The organism is Pelomonas dachongensis, from assembly GCF_043555865.1.
Taxonomy (GTDB): domain Bacteria; phylum Pseudomonadota; class Gammaproteobacteria; order Burkholderiales; family Burkholderiaceae_C; genus Pelomonas; species Pelomonas dachongensis.
Genome location: NZ_JBIGHY010000007.1, coordinates 285,080 through 311,652, shown reverse-complemented (window position 1 = coordinate 311,652; position 26,573 = coordinate 285,080). Strand labels below are relative to the sequence as shown.

Genomic DNA, 26,573 nt, shown 5'->3' with positions numbered 1-26,573 from the left:
GCGCCGCCGGGCGTGACTCACGGCTTGGGCATGGCTGTTCAAGCCACCGCAGCGAATGGCTAACCCAACAACTGAATGGCTCCAAGCCAAGGGCTGGATAGCCTTCCCCTTTCAGAAGACCGTCTGGAAGGCAATGAAGCAAGGCCACTCCGGCCTGTTGCACGCCACGACCGGCTCGGGCAAGACGCTCGCCGTCTGGCTCGGCGCACTGCAGTCGCTGGCCAAGACCGAGGCGCCGCTGACGGTCATCTGGGTGACCCCGATGCGGGCGCTGAGCCACGACACGCTGTTGGCGCTGCAGGACGCCGCCGCCACACTCGCCCCCAGCTGGACGCTGGCCGCCCGCACCGGCGACACCACCAGCGGCGAACGCGCATCGCAGCAACGGCGCTGGCCCACCGCGCTGGTCACGACCCCCGAGTCACTGAGCCTGATGCTGTCGCGCGCCGATGCGCCCGACGTGCTGAAGCGCGTGCGTCTCGTCGTCGTCGACGAATGGCACGAGCTGCTGGGCAGCAAGCGCGGCGTGCAGCTGCAGCTGGCGCTGGCGCGGCTGCGGCGCTGGAGCCCGGCGTTGATGACCTGGGGCTTGTCGGCCACACTCGCCAACCTGGAAGAAGCGGCCGACACGCTCGCGCCCGGCGCCATCGTCGTGCGCGGTGCGCGGGACAAGAAGATCACCATCGACACGCTGCTGCCCGCGCGCATCGAGCGCTTCGCCTGGGGGGGGCATATGGGGCTGACGATGCTGCCCGCCGTCGTCGGGCACATCGACGCCGCAGCCAGCACGCTCGTGTTCACCAACACGCGGTCGCAGTGCGAGCGCTGGTTCCAGGCGCTGCTGGACGCGCGGCCGGACTGGGCCGGGTTGATCGCGCTGCACCACGGCTCGGTGGACGCCGAGGCACGCCGCTGGGTCGAGGCGGCGATGAAGGCCGGTCAGCTCAAGTGCGTCGTCTGCACCGCCAGCCTGGACCTGGGCGTGGACTTCCTGCCCGTGGAGCAGGTGCTGCAGATCGGCTCGGCCAAGGGTGTCGCGCGGCTGCTGCAGCGCGCCGGCCGCAGCGGGCACGCGCCGGGCCGGCGCTCGCGCGTGACGCTGGTGCCCACGCACAGCCTGGAGATCATCGAGGCGTCAGCGTTGCGCGCGGCGGTGCAGGCCGGCCACATCGAGCCGCGCCGCCCGCCCGCCGCGCCGCTGGACGTGCTCGTGCAGCACCTCGTCACGGTCGCCCTCGGGGGTGGCTTCCGCCCCGACGACCTGCTGCCGGAAGTGCGCAGCGCGCCCAGCTATCGGGGGCTGAGCGACGAGGCCTGGGCCTGGGCACTCGCCTTCGTGCGACACGGCGGCGAGAGCCTGCGCAGCTACCCTGACTTCCAGCGTGTCGTGCCCGACGACGAGGGCGTCTGGCGCGTGCCCGACCCGCGCCTCGCCAGGCGCCACCGCAGCAACATTGGCACCATCGTGTCTGACGCCGTGATGAGCGTGCAGTTCCTGACCGGCGGTCGCATCGCGACGGTGGAGGAGGGCTTCATCGCGCGGCTGCGCACGGGCGACGTGTTCCTGCTCGGTGGCCGCGCGCTGGAGCTGGTGCGCGTGGAAGGCCTGACGGCTTATGTGCGCGTGGCCAAGCCGGACAAGGCGTTGCTGCCGCGCTGGGACGGCGGCCAATTCCCGATCTCCGACACCCTGGCCGACGCGATGCTGCAGCGTTTTGACCAGGCCACGCAAGGCCGCTACGCGGACCGCGAGATGCGCTTCGTCGCGCCGCTGCTGAAGCTGCAGGCGCAGTGGTCGGCGCTGCCGGGGTCGCAGCAGCTGCTGGCCGAGGTGATGACGTCGGCCGACGGCCACCACCTGTTCCTTTACCCCTTCGCCGGCCGCGTCGTGCACCTGGGCCTGGCGTCGCTGCTGTCGTGGCGCGCCGGCCGAGACACGCCGGCCACGTTCACGATGGCGATGAACGAGTACGGGCTGGAGCTGCTGAGCGCGACCGAGGTCGACTGGGCCGCCCGGCTGCCCACTTTGCTGGCGCCGGTGGACGTCGCGACGCTGCGCGACGACGTGCTGGCCAGCCTGAACGCCAGCGAGCTGGCGCGGCGGCGCTTCCGGCAGATCGCGCGCATCGCCGGGCTGATCTTCCAGAGCCACCCCGGTGAGGCGCGCAGCCAGCGGCAACTGCAGGCGTCGGCGTCGCTGTACTTCGACGTGTTCCGCCAGCACGACCCGGACAACCGGCTGCTGCGCCAGGCCGAGGCAGAGCTGTTGTCTGCCGAGCTGGACGTGGCAGCGCTGGGCCGCACGCTGGACCGCATGGCGGCGCAGACCTTGAACCTTCAGCGGCCGGCACGGCCGACGCCACTGGCCTTTCCATTGATGGTGGAGCGGCTGCGCGAGCGCACGTCGACCGAGTCGCTGGCGCAGCGGCTCACACGCATGCTGGCTGAGGTGGAGGCAGCGGCCGGTGGCGGGGCGGTGCCTGACGTGGACGCGCGCATCGCCTTCGGCCAGCCGGACGATGCCACCCGGCCGCGCACACGGCGGAGGCGCCGATGAGCCTGTCCATCGAGGCGGCCGGCGAGACGCTGTGGCTGCTGCCCGAGGGGGCCGTCTGGTGGCCGGCGCAGCGCCTGCTCTTCGCGGCCGACCTGCACCTGGGCAAGGGCGCGGCGTTTCGAGCGCAGGGTCAGGCGGTGCCGGCCGGCAGCAGCGCGCGCACGCTGGCGCGGCTGGGCGCGCTGGTGCAGGCTCACGACGCGGCGCGGCTCGTGGTGCTGGGCGACTTCTGGCATGGCCCGCAAGGCCTGACACTGCCGCTGCTGGACGCGGTGGCCGCGTTCGCCGACCGCGTGCCGACGCTGCTGGTGCTGGGCAACCACGACCGGCGCATCCACCCGCCCGGGCTGCCGCTGCAGGTGGTCGATGGTGCGCTCGGGTTGGGGCCGTTGACGGCCGCGCACGAACCGCCGCCGCCCGGCACGCCGGGTTTTGCGCTGGCGGGGCACTGGCATCCCGCCATCGGGCTGAGGAGCCGTGCCGGCGACCGGTTGCGGCGGCCTTGTTTCGTGCATGCGCCGCACGCGCTGGTGCTGCCGGCCTTCGGCGGGCTGACCGGTGCGCTAACGCTGCGCCGCGGTGAACTTGCCCGGCTCGGGGCGCGCGTCGCCGTGCTGGGCGAGGGTGCGCTGCACTGGCTGCCGGCCGGGCGCTGACGGCCCGGATCGGAGGCCGCGCCATCGAAGCGCGAGCCGGCCTCCTACAGCCCGGACCAGTGCCGCGCTGCAGACTGGAAGCCCAGCAACTGATGCGTGCGGTGCCCCATGAGACTCGTTGTCGACGCCATCACCGGCGGCCTCCTCGCGGCGGCCCTCGCCAGCACCGCCGTGGCCCAGCCTGCCAAGCCCATGCCGCTGCCTGCGTCGGCGCCGGTGCCTGACACGGCGGCCTCGCGGCAGGTGCCGACGCGCAACCCCGCCATCCGTGCGGCAGAGAACGCGAAGGAACCCGGCGTGCAACGGCCCGAGGAGCGCGTGATCCCGCAGATTTCACTGCCCCTGCGCTCCAGAAATGTCACACCCGCCACGTCGGCATCGGCCCCGGCCGGCAGCATCCCGGGCGGCGTCAATGACGATGCTGCGCGCTGCTTGGCCGCCGGCACCGCGCAGGAGAAGGCCGCTTGCGAGCGCGGGTCGGCCGCGTCGCTGCCCGCGAAGCCGAAGACGAACCGCTGAACTTCCACCCGTTGAAACCTGAAGGGCGATCCATGAACATCCGCAGCCTGCTTTCCTCGATGCTGATCGGCGCCGTCGCCAGTGCGCGCTCCATGACGCCCATGGCCACGCTCGCGGCGGCCCGCCTCATCGGCCGGCGCACGCCGGGGCAGCTCGTGCTGCTGGACCGCCCGCTGTTCAAGTTCGGCGCGCTGGCGATGGGCGCGGGTGAACTGGCCGGCGACAAGATGAAGACGGCGCCCGACCGCACGGTCTTCCTGGGGCTGCTGGCGCGCGTCATGAGTGCCGGCATTGCCGGTGCGGCGCTGGCGCCCAAAGGCCACGAGCGCGCCGGCGCCGCGGTGGCGGTCGGCACTGCCGTTCCGCTGGCCTACGCGACGCTGGCCGCCCGCAAGCGGGCCATGTCCCGCATCGGCCAGACCCGCAGCGGGCTGATTGAGGACGTGTTCATCGTGGCAGCGGGCATCGCCATCGTGGCGCTGTCGACGCGCGCTGATCGGGACTGACCGCGCCTCAATCGAAGAAGTCGCTCAGCCAGGACTTCTTGCGGTACTGGCCGCCGTGGCGCTTGCCGTAGTCGGAGTCTTCGAAGTCGCGCCTGTAGCCACCGGGCGCGGGGTGCTGCGGCAGCGACGATGCAGTCGGCGCCGCTGTGGCGGGAACACCGTTGTTGCCGGCGAGCTGGACGAGCTTGTCCAGTTCGCCGCGGTCGAGCCAGACGCCGCGGCAGCTGGGGCAGTAGTCGATCTCGACGCCCTGGCGGTCGGACATCAGCAGCGTCGAATCGGGGCAGACGGGGCATTTCATGGCGATCTCCTTCAGCGCAAAAGCGTGATGCGGTCGACCTCGAACTCCGACTTGCGCAAGCCCTTGTCGAACTCGCCGGACAGCTCCACGCGCTGCTGCGCGCTGATGGCCTGGCCGGGCGGGAAGTCCTCGGTGTCGATTTCCACGGTGATGCGGCCGGTGGCGTCCTCGAAGGTGTAGCGGTCGCCGCCGTCGTGGGACACGATGCGGCCCTGCAGGCGGGCGCGCTGCTCGTCCTTGCCGGTGTCAAGCAGCTGTTTCACCGTCAGCACCGGCACGCTGCTGGGGCCCGTGTAGCTGCCGGGAGCAGACGCCGCTCTGGGTGCGGCGCTGGGGCCGGTGTAGCCGCTGGCCGGCTCGGCTGTGGCGGCGGTGCACCAGCAGAGCAGGACGGCGAGGCCGAAGGCTGGGACGTTCTTTCGCATAGTCGTTACTCCTTTAACGTTGCGAAGCGGCAATTGGTGTGCCTGCCGGTTCAGCCCCGGCGGGTGTCCAGCGGCCACCCAGCGCGCGCAGCAGCGTCACGCGGTTGGCCTGCTCGGTCTGGCGCAGCGTCACCAGCGCCTGCTGCGCGCTCGCCAGCTGGCGCTGGGCGTCCAGCAGCTCCAGCTGGCTGCTGCTGCCCAGCCGGTAGCTGTCCTCGGCGATCTGCAGCGCCCGTGCGGCGGCGGCGACCTGGGCCTGCTGCGCGTCCAGCCGTTCGGCCAGGCCGTCGCGCACGGCCAGCGCGTCGGCGGCCTCTCGGAAGGCCGCCTGCAATGCGCCTTCGTACGTGGCCAGCGCCTGGCGGCGGCTGGCCTGGCTGACCTCGACCTGCGCCGCGCGCGCGCCGCCGTCGAACAGCGGCAGGTCCAGCTGCGGCAGCACGCTCCAGAAGCCGGTGCCGCTCTTGAACAGGCCGTCCAACTCCGGGCTGCGCGTGCCGGCGCTGGCCGTCAACGTCAGGCGCGGGAAGCGCGCGGCGCGGGCGGCGCCCACGTCGAAGGCTGCGGCCTGCAGCTGCTGCTCGGCGGCGCGCAGGTCGGGGCGTTGCAGCAGCACATCGGCCGGCAGGCCCGCCGGAATGGCGGGCAGCGCGGTGACAGCTTGCAGATCCTGCGACAGCGGCAGCAGCGTGTCGGGCAGCGGCTGGCCGGCCAGCAGTTCCAGCGCCAGACGGGCCTGCGTGACGGCACTCTGCGCGCGTGTCGCTTCGCCACGGGCCGCCTCGAAGGCGGTGCTGGCGCGGGCGCGCTCCAGGCCGGAGGCGGCGCCCAGCTGGTAGCGCTGCTCGGTGAGGTTCAGCGTGCGCTGCTGGCTGTCTCGCAGTTGCTGCGCGAGGGTCAGGCGTTGCTGCTCGGCGGCCAGCGTCAGCCAGGCGCTGCTGACCTCGGCCACCAGGCTCAGCTGGGCGCTGCGCTGGGTTTCCTGCTGCGCCAGGTAGCGCGCCAATGCCGCGCCCTCCAGGCTCCCCAAGCGGTTGAACAGGTCGATCTCGTAGCTCGCCAGGCCCAGGTTGACGGCGTAGCTCGTGGAGCGGGCGCCGCCGGCCACCTGCTGGCGGGTGGCGGACATGCCGGCGTTCAGGTCGGGGATGCGGTCGGCCTCGGTGATGCGGTACTGCGCGCGCACCCGCTCCACGGCGGCGGCGCTGGCGCGCAGCGTGCGGTTCTGCGCCAGCGCGATGCCGACGACCTGGCGCAGCCGCGCGTCGGCGAAGAAGCCATCCCACTCGTGGGCGACGTTCGCGGGCGCGGCGGTCGTCGTGGCTGTCGGGCGGAAATCCTCGCGCAGCGGCGGCGCGATCTTGTCCGTAGCCGGCACCAGGCTGCCGCAGCCGGCCAGCAGCGCCGCAGCGGCGATGAGCGTCAGGTGGTGCGCTTTCATGCCTTCACCTCGCTGGCGGCGGCTGCAGGCTTGGCCCGCGTGAACCGCTGCCGCACCCACAGGTAGAACAGCGGCACAAAGAAGATGCCCAGCGCCGTGGCACTGGCCATGCCGCCCAGCACACCGAAGCCGATGGCCTTCTGCGACCCCGAGCCGGCGCCGCTGGAATAGGCCAGCGGCAGCACGCCCATCATGAACGCCAGCGAGGTCATCAGGATGGGGCGCAGCCGCTGCCGGCTGGCCAGCAGCACGGCGTCCATCAGCGCCATGCCGCGGCCCATGAGGCTCTGTGCGAACTCGACGATCAGGATGGCGTTCTTGGCCGACAGGCCCACCGTGGTCAGCAGGCCGACCTGGAAGAACACGTCGTTGTTCTGCCCGCCCAGGTGGCTGGCGGCCAGCGCGCCCAGGATGCCCAGCGGCACCACCAGCATCACGCTGAACGGCACTGACCAGCTCTCGTACAGCGCGGCCAGGCACAGGAAGATGAACAGCACCGACACGGCGTACAGCAGCGGGGCCTGGTCGCCAGACAGGCGCTCCTGGTAGCTGCGGCCCGACCACTCGTAGCCGATGCCCGGAGGCATCTCGGCCAGCACTTCCTCCATCACCTTCATGGCCGCACCCGAGCTGATGCCCGGCGGCACATCGGCCTGGATCTCGTAGGCCGAGCTGCCGTTGTAGCGCACCAGCTGGCGCGGGCCGTTGATCCAGCTGCTGGACGCGAACGCGGCGAACGACACCATCTGCCCGGCGGTGTTGCGCACGTACCAGTGGTTGATGCTGTCGGGCGCGGCGCGGTACGCACCTTCGCCCTGCACCAGCACGCGCTTGACGCGGCCCCGGTCGATGAAGTCGTTGACGTAGGCACCGCCCAGCGCGATGGACATGGTGTCGTTGATGACGCTGGGTTGCACACCCAACACGCCGGCCTTGTGGTCGTCGATGCTGATCTGCAGCTGCGGCGTCTCAGTCAGGCTGTTGGTGCGGGTGCGGCTGAGTTCAGGGCGCTTGTTGGCCAGCTCGATGAGCTGCTCGCGGGCCTCCACCAGCTTGTCCTGGCCGAGGCCGCCCAGGTCTTGCAGGAACAGCTGGATGCCCGCGCTGCCGCCCAGGCCGCGTACGGTGGGCGGCTGCACGATGAAGACGTTGGCGTCACGCACGCGTTTGCCCAGTTCACGCGTGAAGCGTTCGGCCAGCGCACCGGCTGCCTGCTCGGGGGCCTTGCGCTCGCTCCAGTCCTGCAGCCGGATGAAGCCCTGGCCGGAGCCCTGGTCGCCACCGGCGCCGCGCACCACGTTGTAGAACTGCACTTCCTTCTGCTCGGCCAGGTAGGCCTCCAGCTGCTGCATCACCACCTCCAGCCGCTCGGCCGTGGCGCCGGGCGCCATGCGCACCTGGAGCTGCAGGCCGCCCTGGTCTTCGTCGGGCAGGAAGGAGGTCGGCAGGCTCTTGTACATCCAGCCCATGGCGGCAATCACCGCGACATAGACCGCAAAGCTGCGCACACCGCGCCGGCTCATCCAGCCCACGCCGCGCACATAGCGCTCGGTGAAGGCATCGAAGCGGCGGTTGAAGCCGCCGAAGAACCAGTCCAGCTGCTTGCCGAACGGCCCGCCGTGGGCCGCATGCTCGCCCTGGTGCACGGGTTTCAGGACCGTGGCACAGAGGGCAGGCGACAGCGTCATCGCCACCAGCACCGACAGCACCATCGCGCTGACCACGGTGATCGAGAACTGCCGGTAGATGATGCCGGTGGAGCCGCCGAAGAAGGCCATCGGGATGAACACGGCCGACAGCACGACGGCGATGCCGACCAGCGCGCCGGTGATCTCCTGCATGCTCTTGCGCGTGGCCTCCTTGGGCGACAGGCCCTCCTCGCGCATCAGCCGCTCGACGTTCTCGACGACCACGATGGCGTCGTCCACCAGCAGGCCGATGGCCAGCACCAGGCCGAACATCGTCAGCGAGTTGATCGAGAAGCCTGCCACCGCCAGCACGCCGAACGTGCCCAGCAGCACGACCGGCACGGCGATCGCGGGGATCAGCGTCGCGCGCAGGTTTTGCATGAACAGGTACATGATGGCCACCACCAGCACGATGGCCTCGATGAGCGTCTGCACCACGCCCTTGATGGACACGCTGATGAAGGGCGTCGTGTCGAAGGTGACGGTGGCCTTGTAGCCGGGCGGGAAGAACGGCTCCAGCTCCTTGATCTTGGCCTTCACGGCGTCGCCCGTGGCCAGCGCATTGGCGCCGCTGGCCGGGAAGATGGCCACGCCGGCGGCGGTGCGCGCGCTGGAGCGCACATTGGTGGTGTAGCTGTCGCGGCCCAGCTCGACGCGTGCCACGTCGCCCAGCCGCAGCGCGGAGCCATCGGCCTGCACGCGCAGCACGACGTTCTTGAACTCCTCGGCCGTGGTGAGCTTGGAGCGCGCGGTGATGATGGCCGTCAGGCGCTGGCCCTCGGGCACCGGCTGGGCGCCGATCTGGCCCGCGGAGACCTCGGTGTTCTGCTGCTGCAGCGCGGTGCGGATGTCGCCGGGCACCAGCGCATAGCGTTGCAGCTTCAGCGGATCCAGCCAGATGCGCATCGCATAGCCAGAGCCGAACACGTTGACGTCGCCCACGCCCTCGACGCGGCTGATGATGTCCACCAGCGTGCTGTTCAGGTAGTCGCCCAGGTCGCCCGACGTGACGGCCGGGTCGTCGCTGGTCAGCATCATCACCATCAGGAAATCGGTGCCCGACTTGGTGACTCGCACGCCCTGGGCCTGCACCGCCTGCGGCAGCCGGCTGATGATGGACTGCACCTTGTTCTGCACCTGCACCTGGGCGGTGTCGGGGTTGGTGCCGGCGATGAAGGTCAGCGTGGTGCTGGCGTTGCCGGCGGCGCTGCTGCTGGACTCGATGGACAGCAGGCCGTCGATGCCCTTCAGGCTCTGCTCGACGATCTGCGTCACCGAGTCCTCGATGGCCTTGGCCGACGCACCGGGGTAGGTGGTGTTGATGGACACGCGCGTGGGCGCGATGTCGGGGTAGCGCTCCAGCGCCAGCTGGTGGATGGCGCCGCCGCCGGCCAGCATGATGACGATGGCGATGACCCACGCGAAGATGGGCCGGTCGATAAAGAAGGACGCCATGGGTCAGGCGCCCTTGCTGGCGGCGGAAGCGGCCGAGGATGCGGCCGATGAGGGTGCGCCACCCTTCTTGCCGCTGGCCGAGCCGGCGGCGACCGGCGTCACCACCACGCCGGGCCGGGCGCGCTGCAGGCCTTCGACGATGAGCTTGTCGCCCACTTTCAGGCCGCTGGTCACCAGCCACTTGTTGCCGACCGCGCGCTCCAGCACGAGTCGGCGGCGCTCGACCTTGTTGCCCTCGCCGACGACCAGCGCCGTCGCGTCGCCCGTGGCCGAGCGGCTGACGCCTTGCTGCGGCACGAGCAGGGCGGCCGTGTCCACGCCGGCCAGCAGGCGCGCGCGCACCACCATGCCAGGCAGCAGCGTGCCCTTGGGGTTGGGCACCGTCGCACGCAGCGTCACGGCGCCGGTGCCGCGGTCCACGGTGACGCCGCTGACCTGCAGCGTGGCGGGCTGCGGATGCGGCGTGCCGTCTTCCAGCATCAGCTGCAGCTGCCGGCTGCCGGTGCTGCCGTCAAGCTGGCGGCGCAGCGTCAGCATCTCGGCGCTGCTCTGCACGATGTCGACCTGCATCGGGTCCAGCTGCTGCACGGTGGTCAGCGCCTGGGTCTGGTTGGCCGTCACCAGCGCGCCGACCGTGACGGTGGAGATCTCCACGCGCCCGCTGATGGGCGACGTGATGCGCGCCCGCTCCAGCTGCACGCGGGCAGCGTCCAGCGCGGCGCGCGCCACGGCCACGTCGGCCTCGCCCTGCTTCAGCAGGCCGGCGCTGTCGTCGGCGGCCTGGCGGCTGATGGCGTCGGCCTTCAGCAGCTCGGCGTCACGCGCGGCCTTGCTGCGCGCCACGGCGAGGGACGCCTCGGCCTTCTGCAGCGCCGCGGCGGTGCGGGCGCGTTCGGCCTCGAAGCTGGCCGCGTCCAGCTGGTACAGCGGCTGGCCGGCCTTGACCTGCGAGCCTTCCGTGAAAAGCCGCTTGACGACGATGCCACCCACCTGCGGGCGAATCTCGGCGACCTGGCTGGCCGACAGCCGGCCCGGCAGGTCCAGCTCCAGCGGCGCGTCCTGCGTGCTGACGCTGACGACGCCGACCTCGGGGGCGCCGGCCTTGGGCGGCTCGGGTTTCTTGTTCTGGCAGGCGCTCAGCAGCAGCAGGGCGCTGACGATGCCGACGGCGGGAAGGGCGTGACGCGGGAAGAGGTTCATGGCCATGGCGCGGCATGGTGCCTGCAGAATGTGGAGAGAGATTGAAGGCGGGGCGCGCCAGCCGGGAATCCTTGCCCCGCGCGCACCGCGGCCCTCACCATGCGCCCCTGATGATGAAGCTCAGCCTGACCGCCCGCCTGTTCGCCGCCGTGTTCAGCACGGCCATGGCCGTGGCGCTGGCCATGGGCGTGTTCACGCACATCAACCTGAACCGCGACTTCCTCGGCTACCTGAACGAGCAGGCCGTCAATCGGCTGGAACTGGCGCAGGCCAGCGTCACCGCCGGCTACCGCGAGAACGGCGGCAGCTGGGACTTCCTGCGTGAGCAGCCCGAACTGTGGGGCCGGCTGCTGCGCCCGCGCGTGCCCGAGGCGCAGGCGCCGGCCGTCAAGACCAGCCCGGCCGATCTGACCGGCGCCACGCGTCGTTTCACGCTGCTGGATGCCGACCGCCAGCGCATCGCCGGCTTCACGCAACCGTCGCCGCAGGCCATCGAGCGCCCCATCCTCGTTGACGGTGTGACGGTGGGCTGGGTGGTGCTGACGCCGTTCGAGTCGGTCAGCTCCGGCGCTGAGAAGCGATTTGCCGACGCGCAGGTGCGCTCGGCCTGGGCGGTGGGCGTCGCCGCGGTGCTGCTGGCCGCCGGCGTGGCGTTCTGGGCGTCGCGCCGGCTGCTGCGGCCGGTGCGCCGCGTGGCCGATGCCAGCCACCGCCTGGCCGCGGGCGACTACGGCACGCGCGTGCCTGTCATCGCCAGCAACGACGAGATCGCGCAGCTCAGCGCCGACTTCAACCACCTGGCGCTGACGCTGCAGCGCAACGAGGCCATGCGGCGCGAGTTCATGGCCGACGTGTCGCATGAGCTGCGCACGCCGCTGGGCGTGCTGCACGGCGAGCTGGAAGCGCTGGAGGACGGCGTGCGCAGCCTGGACGCGCAGGCACTGCGCTCGCTGCAGGGGGAGGTGGCGACGCTGCACAAGCTGGTAGACGACCTGTACGAGCTGTCGCTGGCCGACGTGGGCGCGCTGTCCTACCGCAAGGCTGACCTGGATCTGCGTGCGGTCATCGACGGCGCCGCCGGCGCGTTCGGCGAGCGCCTCAGTGGCAGCGGCCTGCGCCTGCAGCTGGAGCTGCCCGACCAGCCGCTGCCAGCCTTCGGCGACGAGCGCCGGCTGCGGCAGCTGTTCAACAACCTATTGGAGAACAGCTGCCGCTACACCGATGCCGGCGGCGCGCTGCGCATCAGCGCGCGGCGCGAGGGCGCGCATGCGGTCATCGACGTGCAGGACACTGCGCCGGGCGTGCTCGCCGAACAGTTGCCACGACTTTTCGAGCGCTTCTTCCGCGCCGATGCATCGCGCAGCCGGCGCGGCGGTGGCGCGGGCCTGGGGCTGTCGATCTGCCAGCGCATCGTCGAGGCGCACGAAGGCCGCATCGAGGCGCGGCCGTCACCGCTGGGCGGCCTGTGGCTGCGCGTGGAGCTGCCAAGCCATGGCTGAAGTGGTTCCGTCTCTCGCGCTCGACACCGGCCCGGCGCGCATCCTGGTGGTGGAGGACGAGCCCAAGCTGTCGGCGCTGCTGGCCGACTACCTGCGTGCGGCCGGCCACGAGCCCGAGTGCGTGGCCGACGGCCGCGACGTGCTGGCGGCCTGGACCGCGCGCCAGCACGAGCTCATCCTGCTGGACTTGATGCTGCCGGGGCTGGACGGGCTGAGCCTGTGCCGCGAGATCCGCGCGCGCAGCAGCGTGCCCATCGTCATGCTGACCGCGCGCGCCGACGAGGCCGACCGGCTGCTGGGGCTGGAGCTGGGCGCTGACGACTACATCGCCAAGAACCCCTTCAGCCCGCGCGAGGTGATGGCCCGTGTCAAGGCGGTGCTGCGCCGCAGCCGCGCTGCTGCCACGTCGCCGCCGCCCGACGCTGGCGGGCCGCTGCAGGTCGACGAGAACGGTTGGCGCGCCAGCTGGCAGGGCCAGGCGCTGGACCTGACGCCCATCGAGTTCCGGCTGCTGCGCGCGCTGGCCGCGCAGCCGGGCCGCGTCTATGCACGCGCGCAGCTGCTGGAGCTGCTGCACGACGATGGCCGCGCCGTCACCGAGCGTGCGGTGGACAGCCACGTGAAGAACCTGCGCCGCAAGCTGGAGCAGGCCGGCGCCGGCGCGGACCGGATCCGCGCGATCTACGGCGTGGGCTACCGCTTCGAGGCCTGAACGCCGGCCGCCTGCGCCGCCGCCGTGCCCAGCTCGCTGTACAGCGGCAGCACGTTGGTGCCCAGCGCCGGATGCACGCGGTTGGACAGCAGCACGTAGAAGCTGCGGCTTTCCGGGTCCAGCCAGAACGCGCAGCCGGTGAAGCCGGTGTGGCCGAAGCTGCCGGCCGGGTACACGCTGCCGCGCGGGCGCACGGCGTAGGGCGTGGCGATGTCCCAGCCCAGACCGCGCTGCTCGGCCAGCGCGGGCGGCGACTGCGGCGTGGTCAGCAGCGTGACGCTGTCGGTGGACAGCAGGCGCCGGCCATCCTCGGCCACGCCGCCTGACAGCAGCATGCGTGCGAAGCGGGCCAGATCCGCCGTTGTCGTGAACAGGCCCGCGTGGCCGGCCACGCCGCCCATCTTGCGGGCGGTGGGGTCGTGCACCTCGCCTCGCAGCAGCGTGCCGTTCTTGAGCCGCTCGGTGGGTGCGATGCGCGCGGCGGCCAGGCGCCGCAGCGGCAGGTAGCCGCTGCTCGTCATGCCCAGCGGCTGGAACAGCGCGGTGTCGGCCAGGCGGCCCAGCGGCTGGCCGCTGACCTGCTCGACGATGCGGCCAAGCAGGATGAAATTGACGTCCGAGTAGCGGAACAACGTGCCCGGTGGCGCGGTCACCGGCAGGCCGCAAGCGATGCGCTGGGCGTCCGCCGGGCCGGCCCAGTCGCCGGCGCCGTTGCCCGGCAGGCTGGCGGGCAGGCCGGAGCTGTGCGTCAGGAGCTGGCGCAGCGTGATGGCGGCCTTGTCGGCGCCGCCGCAGTCGGGCAGGTAGCGCTGCAGCGGCGCCTCGATGTCGAGCTGGCCGCGCTCGCGCAGCAGTTGCACCAGCGTGGCGGTGACGACCGCCTTGGTCAGCGACGCGGCGTCGAACACGGTGGCCTCGTCCAGCGGCTCGGGCGCCGGGTCCAGCGCGCGCTGGCCGTAGGCGCGGTGGTGGGAACCGTGGCCCAGGCGCTCGATCCACACCGCGGCACCAGGGATCTGGCGGGTGGTGATGGCGCGTTCGACGGCGGCGTCGGCCTGCGCGAGCGGCTCGGGCGCCAACGCGGCGCGGTGGGCGCAGCCGGCCAGCACCGCGGCGGCGACCAGGCAGGGGATGATGGCGGCTTTCATGCCAGCGATTCTGGGAGCTGTCCGACACACGCGCCCATGAATTGCTGCGAGGCTCGTATGCCATGACGTCACCCACCGCCGCCTCTGCCCCGTTCTTCGTCGTGTTCAACCGCGCCTCGGGCCGCGGCGACCGCGATGCGCTGGGGCCCGCCGTGGAGGCGGCCTGCACGGCGGCCGGCCGGCGCTGCGAGCTGATGCCGGTAACGCAGTCCGGCCAGCTGCCGGACGTCGCCCGCGAAGCCGTGCGGCGCGCGCAGGCGGTGGGCGGCATCGTCGTGGCAGCCGGCGGCGACGGCACGATCAACTGCGTCGCCCAGGCCGTGCTGGGCAGCGGCTGCCGTTTCGGCGTGCTGCCGCGCGGCACCTTCAACTACTTCTCCCGCACGCATGGCATCCCGGCCGAGCTGGACGCCGCGCTGCAGGTGCTGCTGCGCGAGCAGGCCATGCCGGTGCAGGTGGGCCTCGTCAACGGGCGGGTTTTCCTCGTCAACGCAAGCCTGGGTCTGTACGCCCGGCTTCTGGAGGAGCGCGAGGGCTGGAAGCGCCAGTTCGGCCGCAGCCGCTTCATCGCGCTGCTGGCCGGCATGCGCACGCTGCTGCGCGGCCACCGCAGCCTGCAGCTGGACGTGGAGCTGCAAGGCAAGACCTGGCAGGCGCGCACGCCCACGCTGTTCGTCGGCAACAACGCGCTGCAGATGGAGCAGGTGGGGCTGCCCGAGGCACAGGCCATCGACGCCGGCTGCCTGGCCGGCGTGACGCTGAAGCCGGTCGGCCGGTGGGCGCTGCTGGCCCTGCTGGCGCGCGGCATCTTCGGGCGCATGGGCGACGCCGACGAGGTGCAGAGCTTCGGGTTTCAGACGCTGACGGTGAAGGCGCGGCGCTTCGGCGCGTCGCGCATCAAGGTGGCCGCCGATGGCGAGGTGCTGAAGATGGCGCTGCCGCTGCGCTTCGAGGTGGCGCCTGAGCCGCTGCTGCTGATCCGCCCGGCGGGCATGGCGCCGGAGCGGCGCGAGGTGCAGGCGTGACGGTGCTGCTGCAGGTCTCGGACACGCATTTCGGCACCGAGCGGCCCGTCGCGATGGCGGCGCTGCAGCAGCTGTGCGCCGAGTTGAGCCCCGACCTGCTGCTGGTCACCGGCGACATCACGCAGCGCGCGCGCCGCCGTGAGTTCGAACGCGCGCGCGCTTTCTTCGACACGCTGGCCGTGCCCGCGCGGCTCATCGTTCCGGGCAACCACGACATCCCGCTGTTCGACCTGGCCACGCGGCTGCTGCACCCTTACAGCGGTTTCGAGCGTGTGTTCGGCGCGGCGCTGGAGGGTGAGTTCGAGCGCGACGACCTGCTGGTCATCACGCTGAACACGACGCGGCGCTGGCGCCACTCCAACGGCGAGGTGTCGCGCGCCCAGGTGGCGCGCGTGGCCGAACGGCTGGCGCGCGCGCGGCCCGCGCAGCTGAAGCTGGTGGCGGTGCACCAGCCGGTGGCCGCCGTCACGCACGAGGACGTCGCCAACCTGCTGCGCGGGCGGCATCACGCGCTGAAGCGCTGGGCCGCGGCCGGCGTGGATGCGGTGGTGGGCGGGCACATCCACCTGCCGTATGTGCTGCCGCTGCGCGAGCGCTGGCCCGAGCTGCCGCGCGAGGTCTGGGCCGTGCAGGCCGGCACCGCGGTCAGTAGCCGGCTGCGCGGCGGCATCAGCAACTCGGTCAACGTCATCCGCGGCGTGCCTGCGGCGACGGTGGAACGCTGGGACCTGGACGAGGCGCAGGCGCGCTTCCAACTCGTGCAGGCGACGGCGCTGCGCTGACAACGCGCCCACGCCGGCCGGCCAGATGAGGCATCGGCTGACACGCGCCGCGCCGCCCCGCCCCCACAGTGGCGACACGCATCACTTCGAGGGACCGTCTCATGGACACCACCACGCACCACGACCTGTCTTCGCTGTTCGCGCAGCTGGGCTTGCCCGACGACGCGGCCGAGATCCGCGCCTTCATCCGCCAGCACCGGCCCCTGCCGCAGACGCTGAACCTGTCGGAGGCGCCGTTCTGGAACGACAGCCAGCGCGCCTTCCTGCGCGAAGAATGGCATGCCGACGACGGCGACTGGGTGCTGCAGATCGACCAGTTGAACGCCTGCCTGCGCGAGCATCCGGCGCCTGAGACGCTGGCGCAGGCCTGAGCGCATGAAGCGGTCGCCGTCCTGGGCCACGTTGCTGGGCCGCCAGGCGCGGCTGTGGCAGCAGGCCGCGCGCCCGCTGCGCGAGCGCCGCGAGGCGCCGCCGGGCGATGGCAACTGGCTGATGGGCAGCGTGCTGTCGGCGCGCGGGCCACGGCGCTATTGGCTGTTCAGGCCCGCGGGCGTGCGCTTTGGCGAGAAGCTGCCGCTGCTGGTGATGCTGCACGGCTGCCATCAAGACCCCAAGGGCTTTGCCGCCAGCACGCGCATGAACCAGCTGGCCGCGCGTGAACGCTTCCTGGTGCTCTACCCCGAGCAGCCGCGGCTGGCCAACACGCAGGGCTGCTGGAACTGGTTCGAGACCCGCTCCAGCGTGGCCACGGACGAGGCCGACTGGATCCTGCGTGCGATGGACCAGGTCGGCATGTTGTACGCGGCGGACCTGGCGCGCACCGCCGTGGCCGGCCTGTCCGCTGGGGCCAGCATGGCGGCGCTGCTGGCCACGCGGCATCCCAGCCGCTTCAAGGCCGTGGTGATGCACTCGGGCGTGCCGCCGGGCGCGGCGCATTCGGCCGCGTCGGCCGTCGGCGCGATGCGCGGCCGGCACGTGCCGGTGGACGTCACCCACGCGACCAACTGGCCGCCGCTGCTGGTCATCCACGGCGATGCGGACGGCGTTGTCTCGGCGCGCAATGCGGACGCCGCCGTGCAGCTGTGGGCGCAAGCGGCGGGCGCTGTGGCGGGTGATACGCGCGAGTCCCAGCGCGGGCGGCGCTACCCGGTGCGCGTCACGCAGTTCAAGCGCACGCGGCGGCTGGTGGCCACGCTGGTGCAGGTCGACGGCCTGGGCCACGCCTGGAGCGGCGGCGCGGCCCGCCAGCGCTTCAGCGATGCCGGGGGGCCGGACGCATCGCGGCTGGTGTGGCGGTTTGTGGAGAAGCAGTTCAGTCCTTGAGCTTGAATGCCAGCTCGGTCACCCACTGTTCCATGTCGGGCTGCTCGGCGGGATCGGTCTCGTAGATCTCCAGCCTGCAGGCGAAATGGTCGCCATCCGCGCGCTCGTCGACGTCGAACTTCCGCTCGGTCAGCCGCACCCAGCCGATCAGCATGGCAGTCACCGCTTCGAGCTTGTCGGGGTGACCGTGCCAGCGCAGCGTGACGAACCGGCCCGCCGGCAGCGTCGCGAACGCTACCTGGTCCGTCGCCGTGCCAGCCCGCTCGACCGCGATGCCGGCCTCTACATCCAGCGTCTCGGCCATGTTGATGCGGCGGTAGTTGTAGAAGGCCGCGCCGACCGGCTGGATGCCTTGCTCGGCAAGGGTCTTGAAGACGATCGGAAAGCCCTCGTCGGCCGGCTTGAGCATCTCGTCCATGCGCACCGTGAAGCGCATGAAGGCATAGGCCTGGGCGGGGCGATCGATGATCTGGGGCAGGGTCAGCATGGTGGGTTCTCCTCGATGGATTCAGTCGATCTGGCCGCCGCCAGTGGCGTTGGCGACGGTCGCGGTCATGGCCGAAGCCAGGTCGCTGGACAGCAGCACGGCGGCATCGGCCACCTGCGTCAGCCCGGCGATGCGGCGCAGCGGCGTCGTCTTGGCGTAGTCCCGGTGCAGGTCCTCGAAGCTGATGCCGCGTTCCTCGGCCTGCGCCTGCCAGACCTCGCGCACGCCCGGCGCGTCGGGCGACCCCGGCGAGCGCACCCAGCACACCCGCACGCCCGCGGGGCCGTGCTCCATGCCCAGCTGGCGCAGGAAGTGCTCCACCGCCGCGCATGCGATGCCGAAGCCGCCGGTCGACGGTGACGGCCAGCGCGCCACGTTCGCCGTGATGCCGACGATGGCGCCGCCGCCATGCTGGCCCATGTGGCGTGCCATGAGCGTGCCGGTGTGGAACCAACTGAGCATCGACAGCCTGACCGGCTCGAACATCGCATCAAAGCCCATGTCTGCCATGAACGAGCCCTGCGTGTCCGCCCACGACACCCCGTTGAACATCAGCCGCACCGGCCCTGCGGCTGCCACCACGGCATCGAGATGGGCCTGGATCGCCACAGGGTTCGTTGCATCGACGAGGGCCACCTCGGCCTGGCCCCCGGCCGCCGCAATCTCTGCGGCAACCCGTTCAAGCGGGGCCCGGTGGCGCGCGGCGAGAAAGACGTGCGCCCCTTCCCGCGCATAGGCCCTAGCCACCGCGCCACCTACCGCGCCACTGCCACCGTACACGATGGCCAAATTGTCCTTGAGCAACATGGATCGCCTCCTTGCACACGTCATGCGACGAGTGACGGACGCGGATTTAGACAGACACCAGCCGAAGATTTTCCGCAGGTGCTGCTGTTGGTGCTGGGCGCGCATTGCGGCGGTTGCGCGCGTGGATGGACCCAACAAACTCGGCTGTCAGATTCGGCCGCACTGTGGTTGCATCGCACGGGTTTACCCCGGTCTTGCCCAGATGCGCCTGTGCGTCGTTGGCATGAGACCGACCTACGCTGGCTGCACGCCAGCAATTCAAAGGAGTGACCGTGCCCAGATTCTTGATCTCGTTCGACAGCGGCTCGATGGACCACATCCCCGATGAGGATTGGCCCGCCGTTGGCGAAGCCTCGCATGCAGTGGTTCGTGAGGCCAAGGCGGCCGGCGTGTGGATTTTTGGAGGCGGGTTGCTCCGGCAGCAGGCCACCATTGTCGGGACGGATGGCATCGCGACACCTGGCCCATTTCCTGAGACCAAGGCGGTCGTTGGCGGGTTCTCGGTGATCGAGGTGCCGTCTCGACAGGAGGCGCTCATGTGGGCCGCGAAGATTGCGACTGGCTGTCGCTGTGCGCAGGAGGTCCGCGAGATCATGTTTGATCCGGAATCCTGATGCGCGTGGCGGGCTTCCGTTCGGCGATCGGCAGTGGGCGATAGGGCCGTGCCAGTTCCGGGCGGCAGGTCCTACTGATCGGATCAGCTGTGGTTGCCCCATGTCTGGGCATCCTGATCAGCGTGTGTGGACAGAGCCGGGAGGCGGCCTTACTTCATCGCGTTGATCTTCTCGATCAGTGCCCGGTGGCTCGGCAAGTCCACCAACGCCCGGTCCGCAAACCGCTGGATCTTGGCGAACAGCTTTTCGGCGGCAGCGCCCTGCGTGAAGTCGGCGCGGCCGGCGCCGAGGTCGGTGCGAAAGCCCATGCCGTACAGGATGTACTGGTAGTTGAAGAAGGCAAACGTTTCCGTGTCCAGCACGAAGTCGAAGCGCCCGGGCGGGCGCAGCCGCCATTGCTCCAGCAGGTCAGCCAGCGGCTCGGGGATGGTGGCCGGGTTGGCGTTGTCGCGCCAGAAGGGCTCGTCACGCTGGCTCAGGCAGTAGTGCAGCTTCAGGAAGTTGATGATGTTCTCGAAGCGCGCCGTCATCAGCTCGTTGAAGCGCCGCGCCGGCGCCTCCATGGCGCCGCTGTGCGGCAGCATCTCGGCAATCATGCCGACTGCCGCCTCGATGAGCACGAGGCCGGTGGACTCCAGCGGCTCCAGGAAGCCGGCGGACAGGCCCACGGCGACGCAGTTCTTCACCCACTGCTGCTCGCGGTAGCCGGGTGCGAACGGAATGCTGCGCAGTGCCACATCCTCGGGGGCGCTGGGCTGGGTATGGAGGCAGTAGCCGCGCAGGATCTCGGCCGCGCGCTCGTCGCTGATGTGGCTGCTGCTGTAGACGCAGCCGATGCCGCGCGCGCCGTTCAGGCCGATCTCCCACAGCCAGCCGGCCTCGTGCGCGGTGGCGATGGTGCAGCTCTCCATCGGCGTGTCGGCAGCATCAAACGGGAGCTTGCACGCCAGCGCCCGGTCGGCGAAAAGCTGGTGGCGGCAGGACTTGAACGGGCTGCCCAGCGCCTGGCCGATCAGTTCGGCGCGGAAGCCCGAGCAGTCGATGTAGAGGTCGCCCTCGAACTTGCCCTGCGCCGTGCGCAGGTGGGCAATGGCGCCGCGCGCATCCAGCGCCACGTCGCTCACCGTGCCTTCGACATGCCGCACGCCCAGCTCACGCGCGCGGTCGGCCAGCAGGCCGGCGAGCTTGATGGCGTCGAAGTGGTAGGCGTAGTTCAGCGGCGCCGCGTAGGCCGCCTCGCCCACGCGTTTGGGCGCGCGCTGGGCGTCGGCGACGCGCTGCTGCAGCGTCATGGCCTGCGCGAACGGCGGCCGGGTGGCCTCGTCCTGCAGCAGCCAGTAGGGCACGAGGTTGACGTCCTCGGCGTAGAAGGGTGCCTCGAACGGGTGGAAGAACTGCTCGTGCCGGCCGCCTGCGGGCGTGCGCGCCCAGTCGACGAAGCGGATGCCCTGCTTCAGCGTGGCCGAGGTCGCGCGGATGAATCGCGCCTCGTCGATGCCCAGGAACTGCAGCGTGTTGCGGATGGTGGGGAAGGTGCCTTCGCCGACGCCGACGGTGCCGATGTCCGGCGACTCCAGCACGGTGATTTCCAGGTGCGGTCGCTCGGCCAAGCGCAGCGCCTTGGCCAGGTAGGCTGCCGTCAGCCAGCCGGCGGTGCCGCCGCCGACGATGAGGATGCGTCGCTTGTTCATGCTCTGACGTACAAATTCTTGAGCCACTGCTGGCCGGATTGCGCGCCGTGGGCCCAGTCTTCGTCCTCGTCGCTGGGCTGGGCAATGTAGCCGGACGGGTTAAGCAGCTTGACGCGGCCGGCGCGGAAGGCCGACACGCGGTGCGTCACGAAGGTCAGGCCGTGTTCCAGCGCGGTGGCGGCCAGCAGGCCGTCGCGCGTGTTGGCGTAAGGCAGCTGGGCACGGCGGCGCACCACGGCGGCATCCACCGGCAGCACGCGGCCCTCGAAGGCCGGCATCACGCGGTTGTCGATCCAGTCGCGCACCACCAGGCCGGCGGCGCGGTCCTTGCGGGCCAAGCGGGCGGCGGCGTTTTCCAGCTCCAGCAGGTTCAGCGCCGACAGGAACAGCTGCTGCCGCGGCAGCGCGGCGGCCCACGCGGCGAGGCCCGCGTCCGAACCGGCGGCCTTGGCCTTGCGCAGTTCCAGCACGATGCCGGTGTCGAGCAGGAACATCAGTCGATGCTCTCGCGGTGGTCCCAGGCGCCGTCGGCAACCGCATCCGCTGCGTCGATAACGACCGCCTCGGGCATGGCCAGTAACTCCAGGATGCTTTCGCCCTCGCCCGTGAGGCGCCGGTAGTCGCCGATGCTGAGCAACACGTGCGTGGGCTGGCCGCGGTCGGTGATCAGCACCGGCTCCACCAGCGCGGCGCGCTTGGCCACGCTGACGTCCCGGTTGAACTCGCGGCTGGTCAACAGTCTCATGAGCACGGATGGTACCTACGTGCCTGCCCAGCCGCCGGGCGTATGTAGGTACGTAGGTTCAAAAGTGCCAATCCCGATGGACTGCGCAGCGCCAGCGGGCACAGTGCGGCGCCAGATTGACGGCGCTTTCAGCGCGGTCAGGAGACAACGTTGTATACGGCCGCCCCGGCGGCCTGCCGCAACGCCCGGTACTTGAGGAACGCAATGGAACACTTCGACCTGCCGGCCATGTTGGCCGACATCTTCGCCAAACACGGCGGCCCGGCCCCGGCCGTGGCGGCGACCTACTCGCCCACCGACTTCAGCGTGCACTTCTTCCTGCAGCTCGGGATCATCATCCTGGCTTGCCGCGTGGTGGGCTGGCTGGGCTCCAAGTTCCTGGCGCAACCCCAGGTGGTAGGCGAAATGATTGCCGGCGTGGTGCTGGGCCCGTCGCTGTTCGGCATGCTGGCGCCCGAGGTGCAGGCGGCCATCTTCCCCAAGGAGATGAAGAACGTCCTTTACTGCGGCGCCCAGCTGGGCGTGGGCCTGTACATGTTCCTCGTCGGCACGACGCTGCGGCTGGACCACTTCGCGACCAAGGCCAAGAGCGCCATCGGCGTGTCTATCTCGGGCATTGCGGCGCCGTTCTTCATCGCCTTCCTGATCACGCCCATGCTGCTGACGGTGCCGGGTCTGTTCGCCGAAGGCATCTCGCCGGCCAACGCGACGCTGTTCATGGGCGCCTGCATCGCGCTGACGGCCTTCCCGATGCTGGCGCGCATCATCAACGAGCGCGGCCTGTCCCACACCTCGCTGGGCACGCTGTCGCTGACGGCCGGCGCCTTCGACGACGCGGTGTCTTGGTGCGTACTGGCGCTGGTGCTGGCCGCCTTTGGCGCGGGCGCTGGCGTGGCCGTATTGGCCATCGGCGGCGGTCTCATCTGGGCCACCGTCGTGCTGCTGTTCGGCCGCAGGCTTCTGGCGCCGCTGGGCCGCCGGGTCGAGCGCGAAGGCCACATGAGCAACACGGTGCTGGGCATCACGCTGATCGCGTTCTGCACGTCGGCCTTCGTCATGGACGCCGTCGGCATCCACGCCATCTTCGGCGGCTTCATTCTCGGCGCCGTCATGCCGCGCGGCCTGTTCGCCGCCGAGCTGAAGAAGAAGGTCGAGCCCATCACCGTGCTGCTGCTACTGCCGATGTTCTTCACGTACTCGGGCCTGAACACGCGGTTTGACATGATCAATTCGGTCCAACTGCTGCTGATCGCGCTGGGCGTGCTGGTCGCCTCGGTGCTGGCCAAGTTCGGCGCCTGCTACCTGGCGGCCCGCCTGGCGGGCGAGGACAACCGCACGGCGCTGGGCATCGGTGCGCTGATGAATTCGCGCGGCTTGATGGAGCTGATCATCATCAACATCGGCCTGCAGAAGGGCATCATCGGCCCGGCCCTTTTCTCGATGCTGGTGCTGATGGCCGTGGTCACGACCATGATGGCCAGCCCCGTTTTCGAATGGGTCTATGGCAAGAAGGCCCGCGAGTCCGGTGAATTGGGCGCTGTCCCGGGTAGCGCTGGCGGCACGGCCTGACGTCCAGATGCGGGTCTCGGCGCTGGCGTCGCCAGGTGTCGGCGGCGCGATGCGACCGTGGCCGGCGGGCGGCCCCGCCTTTGCGTACGCGGGTCGGCTTGATCCTTGCTAAGGATCCTGCACCTGACAAGGACTTCCATGAGCGAGCTTGCTCCCGGCGTCTCGGTGCGCCCGTCCGAACCCGCGCCTGTCGCGATGGTGCCCACGCGGGCGCCCGGCTACACGTTGACGCGCGGCGTTGGCCTGCGCGGGCGTGTTCGTCGTCATCGGCGTGCTGGCCTTCAGCTCCTTCAACCTGGGCGTGCTGCTGGCGCTGGGCTCGTTCGGGTCGACGGCGGTGATGGTGTTCACGTTCCCGGAGATCCACTTCGCGCAGCCGCGCAGCGTCATCGGCGGTCATTTCATCTGCACGGCCGTGGGCCTGGCAGCGCTCGCGCTGCTGGGGCCGTCCTGGTGGTCGCTGGCCAGCGCGGCGGCGGCGTCGACGGCACTGATGATGCTGACGCACACCATGCACCCGCCGGCCGGGTCCAATCCGATCATCGTGTTCCTGGTGGCGCCGAAATGGGGCTTCCTGTTCTTCCCGACGCTGGCGGGGGCGGTCGTGCTGGTGCTGGTGGCGGTGGCCTACCACCGCGCGTGCCGCCTGCCGTACCCGGCGTACTGGTACTGAACCCGCCATGAAAAAGGGGCGCAATCTGCGCCCCTTGTGCTTGTCCGCTGCTCGAGATCAGGCGGCCATCAAGCGGCCACCACGCGCACCATCTCGAGCACCTTGTTCGAGTAGCCCCACTCGTTGTCGTACCAGGACACCAGCTTGACGAACGTGCTGTCCAGTGCGAGGCCGGCTTCGGCGTCGAAGATGGAGGTGCGAGCGTCACCGCGGAAGTCGGTCGCGACAACCTTCTCGTCGGTGTAGCCCAGCACGCCCTTCAGCGCGCCCTGGCTCTGGGCCTTGAACTCCGCGCAGATCTCGGCGTAGCTGGCTTCGCTGTTCAGCTCGACGGTCAGGTCGACGACCGACACGTCGCTGGTCGGCACGCGGAAGGCCATGCCGGTCAGCTTCTTGTTCAGCTCGGGGATGACCTTGCCGACGGCCTTGGCGGCGCCGGTGCTGCTGGGAATGATGTTCTCCAGGATGCCGCGGCCGCCGCGCCAGTCCTTGTTGCTCGGGCCGTCCACGGTCTTTTGCGTGGCGGTGGCGGCGTGCACGGTGGTCATCAGGCCGCGCTTGATGCCCCACTTGTCGTTCAGCACCTTGGCCAGCGGGGCCAGGCAGTTCGTCGTGCACGAGGCGTTGGAGATGATCTTCTCGCCGGCGTACTTGGTGTGGTTCACGCCGAACACGAACATCGGCGTCTCGTCCTTGGAGGGGGCCGAGAAGATGACCTTCTTGGCGCCCGCGGCCAGGTGCTTCTCGCCTCCGGCGGCGTCCAGGAAGATGCCGGTGGCTTCGATGACGATGTCGGCGCCGGCCTCGGCCCACTTCAGCTCGGTCGGGTCCTTGATGGCGGTCAGGCGAATCTTCTTGCCGTTGACCACCAGCGTGTTGCCGTCCACGGAGACTTCACCCTCGAACTTGCCATGCACGCTGTCGTACTTCAGCATGTAGGCGAGGTAGTCGGGCTCCAGCAGGTCGTTGATCGCGACGACCTCGATGTCCTTGAAGTTCGCAACTGCGGCACGGAACACCATGCGTCCGATGCGGCCGAAGCCGTTGATGCCGATCTTGATGGTCATGGAAAAGTCTCCAGAGAAAAGGAAAGAGGGTCGCGCGGGGTCGCCGATTCTCGGCCATTCCCCAGGAAGGGTGGTTTCAGGACGATTTCACACGGCGTCGAAGCCGGCGGGATAAACCGGCGGCCAACAGGGCAGCCAACAGCGCGCAGACACTGGCGATGGCCGTCAATCGCACGCGCTTGTTGCCATGGGCGTCCTGGAATTCCCGGTAGCTCAGCAGCTCGCGCTCGGGCGATGCGATGCGAACCACTTGTTCGTCGAACACGCTCACCGTCCATCGGGCACTGTTCTTGTTCAGTGCCAGGATGCGTTCAAAGCCCAACTTGAGATCAGCGTGGATGGGCAATTCCCGGTCACGCAGCAGCGGACGCAGTGCCGCCGGCAGCGGCTCGTTCTTGTCGAGAAACAAGGCCTCGCTGCGCGTCAACCGCGTCAGTCCGAACACCAGGTCGGCTTCTTCGATCCGCTCAAAGGCTGTCGTCGGTACGACGTCGTAGCTGTGGAGTTCCGCCCACGTCGACGGGACTTCGCGCCACGCCTGCGCGCCGCAAAACCCGAAGGCTGCGATGAGCAAGACCACGCAGGCCCAGAGCACGGGTGCCTGCTTCCCGTCCACGCCATTCGGGGCAACGGCTACCTTGCCGTGGGTGTCCATGGCGAAGACCTTCAACCCAGCTTGATCGTGCCGCACGGCACGTCGATAAGCATCTCGGCGCCCAGCAGGTTCTCGAACTGCTCAGGTGTCACCGCCAGCTCCAGCTCTTCCAGCCAGGCGATGAAGGCGCGGCGGTTCGGGTTGCGGGCGCCGGACTCGGTGACGCGGTTGGGCACTGCCGGGCGGCCCAGCGCGTAGCGCACGCGGAACGGGCAGCCCATGGTGTCCAGCTCGAAGTTGACGGGGCGTGCGTCGACGTTCTTGACCATGCTCAGGAACTTGACGAGGCCCACGTCCTTGAACGCGAAGCTGCGGTTGCCGCCGAAGCCGACGTGGAAAGTCTGCTGCACGCCAAAACGCTCACCCGGGGTCAGGCAGGGCAGGCGGTACTGCGCAACGTGATCCAGCACATCGTTGCGGTGGCGCGGGTTCAGCGAGTTGTAGAGAACCTTGGTCTGCGGCGGCTGGTCGGGCGCGGTGAAGTCGAGCTCAACGACGAGATTGCCATTCTTCAGCTCGCGCTGGAAGGTCTGCAGCTGCGTCGCCTCGCTGAGCCGCGGCCCGTCCGCCGGCGTGCGCATGCATTCGCCCAGGCGCTGGTTGGCCGTGCGCGGCAGGTTCAGCGGCTGCGGCACTTCGGCATCGGCGTCCGCCACCGCGGTGAAGCGCACCTCCTGCACCAGCGTGACGACGCTGTCAGCCTTCAGGCAGGGCAGGCGGAACTGCTTCACGTAGTGCTCGGCGGTGAACTGCAGGTCCTCCGACCCCGCGGCGAACAGGACCTTGACCTCAGGGGCGCGCTGCGCTTGCGTGAAGGTCAGCAGCACGCGGTAGAAGCCGCTGGTGCGGCGCTCCAGCTCTTTGTCCGGATACTTGGGAGCGGCCGGCCGCTGCAGGCAGGCCAGCGCGGTCTCGCCGCTGCGGTCGTCGATGGCGGTCTGGGCATGCGCGCCGATGGCGCACAGCCCCAGCAACGCGGTGGTCAGCAGTCTGCGCAAGTCGAACTCTCTGTTCGTGGTGACAGGGCG

At 70.2% G+C, this 26,573-nt stretch carries 27 protein-coding genes; 13 read left to right on the top strand and 14 right to left on the bottom strand.

What is annotated here, in order from left to right; genetic code table 11:
* Positions 1 to 55: 55 nt before the first annotated feature.
* The 4 genes from ACG02S_RS19675 (at position 56) to ACG02S_RS19660 (ending at position 4,238) form a co-directional block, all read left to right on the top strand.
* Entirely contained in the window at positions 56 to 2,557 is a 2,502-nt protein-coding gene (locus ACG02S_RS19675; RefSeq protein ID WP_394472189.1) for a ligase-associated DNA damage response DEXH box helicase, read from the top strand.
* The gene (pdeM, locus tag ACG02S_RS19670) at positions 2,554 to 3,213 is read left to right on the top strand and encodes a ligase-associated DNA damage response endonuclease PdeM (protein ID WP_394472188.1); all 660 of its coding nucleotides are present in this window, start codon (positions 2,554 to 2,556) and stop codon (positions 3,211 to 3,213) included. Before ACG02S_RS19675 ends, pdeM begins: the two co-directional genes overlap by 4 nt.
* 108 nt (positions 3,214 to 3,321) lie before the next feature.
* Positions 3,322 to 3,732 carry a hypothetical protein gene (locus tag ACG02S_RS19665; RefSeq protein WP_394472187.1) on the top strand — a complete coding sequence of 137 codons (411 nt, stop codon included), beginning with the start codon at positions 3,322 to 3,324 and terminating at the stop codon, positions 3,730 to 3,732.
* Positions 3,733 to 3,764: 32 nt separating this feature from the next.
* Positions 3,765 to 4,238 (top strand): hypothetical protein, encoded by a 474-nt coding sequence (locus ACG02S_RS19660; RefSeq protein WP_394472186.1) that lies wholly within the window; start codon positions 3,765 to 3,767, stop codon positions 4,236 to 4,238.
* Positions 4,239 to 4,245: 7 nt separating this feature from the next.
* Here the strand turns inward: ACG02S_RS19660 and ACG02S_RS19655 are convergent, their stop codons facing one another.
* From ACG02S_RS19655 to ACG02S_RS19635, 5 genes are read right to left on the bottom strand one after another with little or no spacing between them, the layout of a single operon-like run.
* Positions 4,246 to 4,539: a TFIIB-type zinc ribbon-containing protein gene (locus ACG02S_RS19655; protein ID WP_394472185.1), complete on the bottom strand. Its 294-nt coding sequence runs from the start codon at positions 4,537 to 4,539 to the stop codon at positions 4,246 to 4,248.
* A gap of 11 nt (positions 4,540 to 4,550) precedes the next feature.
* The gene (locus ACG02S_RS19650) at positions 4,551 to 4,964 is read right to left on the bottom strand and encodes a YgiW/YdeI family stress tolerance OB fold protein (RefSeq protein WP_394472184.1); all 414 of its coding nucleotides are present in this window, start codon (positions 4,962 to 4,964) and stop codon (positions 4,551 to 4,553) included.
* A 13-nt stretch (positions 4,965 to 4,977) separates the two neighbouring features.
* Positions 4,978 to 6,405, bottom strand: a complete 1,428-nt coding sequence (locus tag ACG02S_RS19645; protein WP_394472183.1) for an efflux transporter outer membrane subunit — start codon at positions 6,403 to 6,405, stop codon at positions 4,978 to 4,980.
* Positions 6,402 to 9,548, bottom strand: a complete 3,147-nt coding sequence (locus tag ACG02S_RS19640; protein WP_394472182.1) for an efflux RND transporter permease subunit — start codon at positions 9,546 to 9,548, stop codon at positions 6,402 to 6,404. Before ACG02S_RS19640 ends, ACG02S_RS19645 begins: the two co-directional genes overlap by 4 nt.
* A 3-nt stretch (positions 9,549 to 9,551) precedes the next feature.
* A complete protein-coding gene (locus ACG02S_RS19635; RefSeq protein ID WP_394472181.1) occupies positions 9,552 to 10,754 on the bottom strand; it encodes an efflux RND transporter periplasmic adaptor subunit in 1,203 nt (400 codons plus the stop codon).
* Between the two features lie 107 nt (positions 10,755 to 10,861).
* Between ACG02S_RS19635 and ACG02S_RS19630 the strand changes: the two genes are divergently transcribed.
* Both ACG02S_RS19630 and ACG02S_RS19625 read left to right on the top strand, forming a co-directional pair.
* Complete coding sequence (locus ACG02S_RS19630; protein WP_394472180.1) at positions 10,862 to 12,247, top strand: ATP-binding protein; 1,386 nt, start codon at positions 10,862 to 10,864, stop codon at positions 12,245 to 12,247.
* Positions 12,240 to 12,959 carry a response regulator gene (locus ACG02S_RS19625; RefSeq protein ID WP_394472179.1) on the top strand — a complete coding sequence of 240 codons (720 nt, stop codon included), beginning with the start codon at positions 12,240 to 12,242 and terminating at the stop codon, positions 12,957 to 12,959. The genes ACG02S_RS19630 and ACG02S_RS19625 overlap by 8 nt, the downstream gene beginning before the upstream one ends.
* On the opposite strand, the gene ACG02S_RS19620 is transcribed toward ACG02S_RS19625, so the two are convergent.
* Entirely contained in the window at positions 12,941 to 14,107 is a 1,167-nt protein-coding gene (locus tag ACG02S_RS19620) for a serine hydrolase domain-containing protein (protein ID WP_394472178.1), read from the bottom strand. The genes ACG02S_RS19625 and ACG02S_RS19620 overlap by 19 nt on opposite strands.
* Before the next feature lie 62 nt (positions 14,108 to 14,169).
* Here ACG02S_RS19620 and ACG02S_RS19615 point away from each other — a divergent pair, with 62 nt between their 5' ends.
* From ACG02S_RS19615 to ACG02S_RS19600, 4 genes are all read left to right on the top strand, one after another.
* Complete coding sequence (locus ACG02S_RS19615) at positions 14,170 to 15,132, top strand: diacylglycerol/lipid kinase family protein (RefSeq protein WP_394472177.1); 963 nt, start codon at positions 14,170 to 14,172, stop codon at positions 15,130 to 15,132.
* Entirely contained in the window at positions 15,129 to 15,914 is a 786-nt protein-coding gene (locus ACG02S_RS19610; protein ID WP_394472176.1) for a metallophosphoesterase family protein, read from the top strand. Before ACG02S_RS19615 ends, ACG02S_RS19610 begins: the two co-directional genes overlap by 4 nt.
* Positions 15,915 to 16,015: 101 nt before the next feature.
* A complete protein-coding gene (locus ACG02S_RS19605; protein ID WP_394472175.1) occupies positions 16,016 to 16,285 on the top strand; it encodes a DUF2789 domain-containing protein in 270 nt (89 codons plus the stop codon).
* 4 nt (positions 16,286 to 16,289) lie between these two features.
* Positions 16,290 to 17,237, top strand: coding sequence for an extracellular catalytic domain type 1 short-chain-length polyhydroxyalkanoate depolymerase (locus ACG02S_RS19600; protein WP_394472174.1), 948 nt, complete (start codon positions 16,290 to 16,292; stop codon positions 17,235 to 17,237).
* Here ACG02S_RS19600 and ACG02S_RS19595 read toward each other — a convergent pair.
* Together ACG02S_RS19595 and ACG02S_RS19590 are read right to left on the bottom strand one after the other, a co-directional pair.
* Positions 17,227 to 17,724, bottom strand: a complete 498-nt coding sequence (locus ACG02S_RS19595) for a GyrI-like domain-containing protein (RefSeq protein WP_394472173.1) — start codon at positions 17,722 to 17,724, stop codon at positions 17,227 to 17,229. The two genes, ACG02S_RS19600 and ACG02S_RS19595, sit on opposite strands and share 11 nt — an antisense overlap.
* Before the next feature lie 21 nt (positions 17,725 to 17,745).
* Positions 17,746 to 18,531 (bottom strand): SDR family NAD(P)-dependent oxidoreductase, encoded by a 786-nt coding sequence (locus tag ACG02S_RS19590; protein WP_394472172.1) that lies wholly within the window; start codon positions 18,529 to 18,531, stop codon positions 17,746 to 17,748.
* Between the two features lie 272 nt (positions 18,532 to 18,803).
* Between ACG02S_RS19590 and ACG02S_RS19585 the strand changes: the two genes are divergently transcribed.
* Positions 18,804 to 19,145 carry a YciI family protein gene (locus tag ACG02S_RS19585; protein ID WP_394472171.1) on the top strand — a complete coding sequence of 114 codons (342 nt, stop codon included), beginning with the start codon at positions 18,804 to 18,806 and terminating at the stop codon, positions 19,143 to 19,145.
* 149 nt (positions 19,146 to 19,294) lie between these two features.
* Here ACG02S_RS19585 and ACG02S_RS19580 read toward each other — a convergent pair whose 3' ends face one another.
* Genes ACG02S_RS19580 through ACG02S_RS19570 form a run of 3 tightly spaced genes read right to left on the bottom strand, consistent with a single transcriptional unit; the run spans position 19,295 to position 21,581 of the window.
* Complete coding sequence (locus ACG02S_RS19580) at positions 19,295 to 20,836, bottom strand: tryptophan halogenase family protein (RefSeq protein ID WP_394472170.1); 1,542 nt, start codon at positions 20,834 to 20,836, stop codon at positions 19,295 to 19,297.
* Entirely contained in the window at positions 20,833 to 21,330 is a 498-nt protein-coding gene (locus ACG02S_RS19575) for a PIN domain-containing protein (protein WP_394472169.1), read from the bottom strand. Before ACG02S_RS19575 ends, ACG02S_RS19580 begins: the two co-directional genes overlap by 4 nt.
* Entirely contained in the window at positions 21,330 to 21,581 is a 252-nt protein-coding gene (locus tag ACG02S_RS19570) for a type II toxin-antitoxin system prevent-host-death family antitoxin (RefSeq protein WP_394472168.1), read from the bottom strand. Before ACG02S_RS19570 ends, ACG02S_RS19575 begins: the two co-directional genes overlap by 1 nt.
* A gap of 204 nt (positions 21,582 to 21,785) precedes the next feature.
* On the opposite strand from ACG02S_RS19570, the gene ACG02S_RS19565 reads away from it, so the two are divergent.
* Both ACG02S_RS19565 and ACG02S_RS19560 read left to right on the top strand, forming a co-directional pair.
* Positions 21,786 to 23,150 (top strand): cation:proton antiporter, encoded by a 1,365-nt coding sequence (locus ACG02S_RS19565; protein ID WP_394472167.1) that lies wholly within the window; start codon positions 21,786 to 21,788, stop codon positions 23,148 to 23,150.
* A 238-nt stretch (positions 23,151 to 23,388) separates the two neighbouring features.
* Positions 23,389 to 23,823 (top strand): HPP family protein, encoded by a 435-nt coding sequence (locus ACG02S_RS19560; RefSeq protein ID WP_419964804.1) that lies wholly within the window; start codon positions 23,389 to 23,391, stop codon positions 23,821 to 23,823.
* 68 nt (positions 23,824 to 23,891) lie between these two features.
* Here ACG02S_RS19560 and gap read toward each other — a convergent pair whose 3' ends face one another.
* From gap to ACG02S_RS19545, 3 genes are all read right to left on the bottom strand, one after another.
* Positions 23,892 to 24,890 carry a type I glyceraldehyde-3-phosphate dehydrogenase gene (gene gap, locus ACG02S_RS19555; RefSeq protein ID WP_394472165.1) on the bottom strand — a complete coding sequence of 333 codons (999 nt, stop codon included), beginning with the start codon at positions 24,888 to 24,890 and terminating at the stop codon, positions 23,892 to 23,894.
* A gap of 76 nt (positions 24,891 to 24,966) precedes the next feature.
* Complete coding sequence (locus ACG02S_RS19550; RefSeq protein WP_394472164.1) at positions 24,967 to 25,545, bottom strand: hypothetical protein; 579 nt, start codon at positions 25,543 to 25,545, stop codon at positions 24,967 to 24,969.
* 11 nt (positions 25,546 to 25,556) lie between these two features.
* The gene (locus ACG02S_RS19545) at positions 25,557 to 26,543 is read right to left on the bottom strand and encodes a hypothetical protein (RefSeq protein WP_394472163.1); all 987 of its coding nucleotides are present in this window, start codon (positions 26,541 to 26,543) and stop codon (positions 25,557 to 25,559) included.
* Positions 26,544 to 26,573 lie beyond the last annotated feature (30 nt).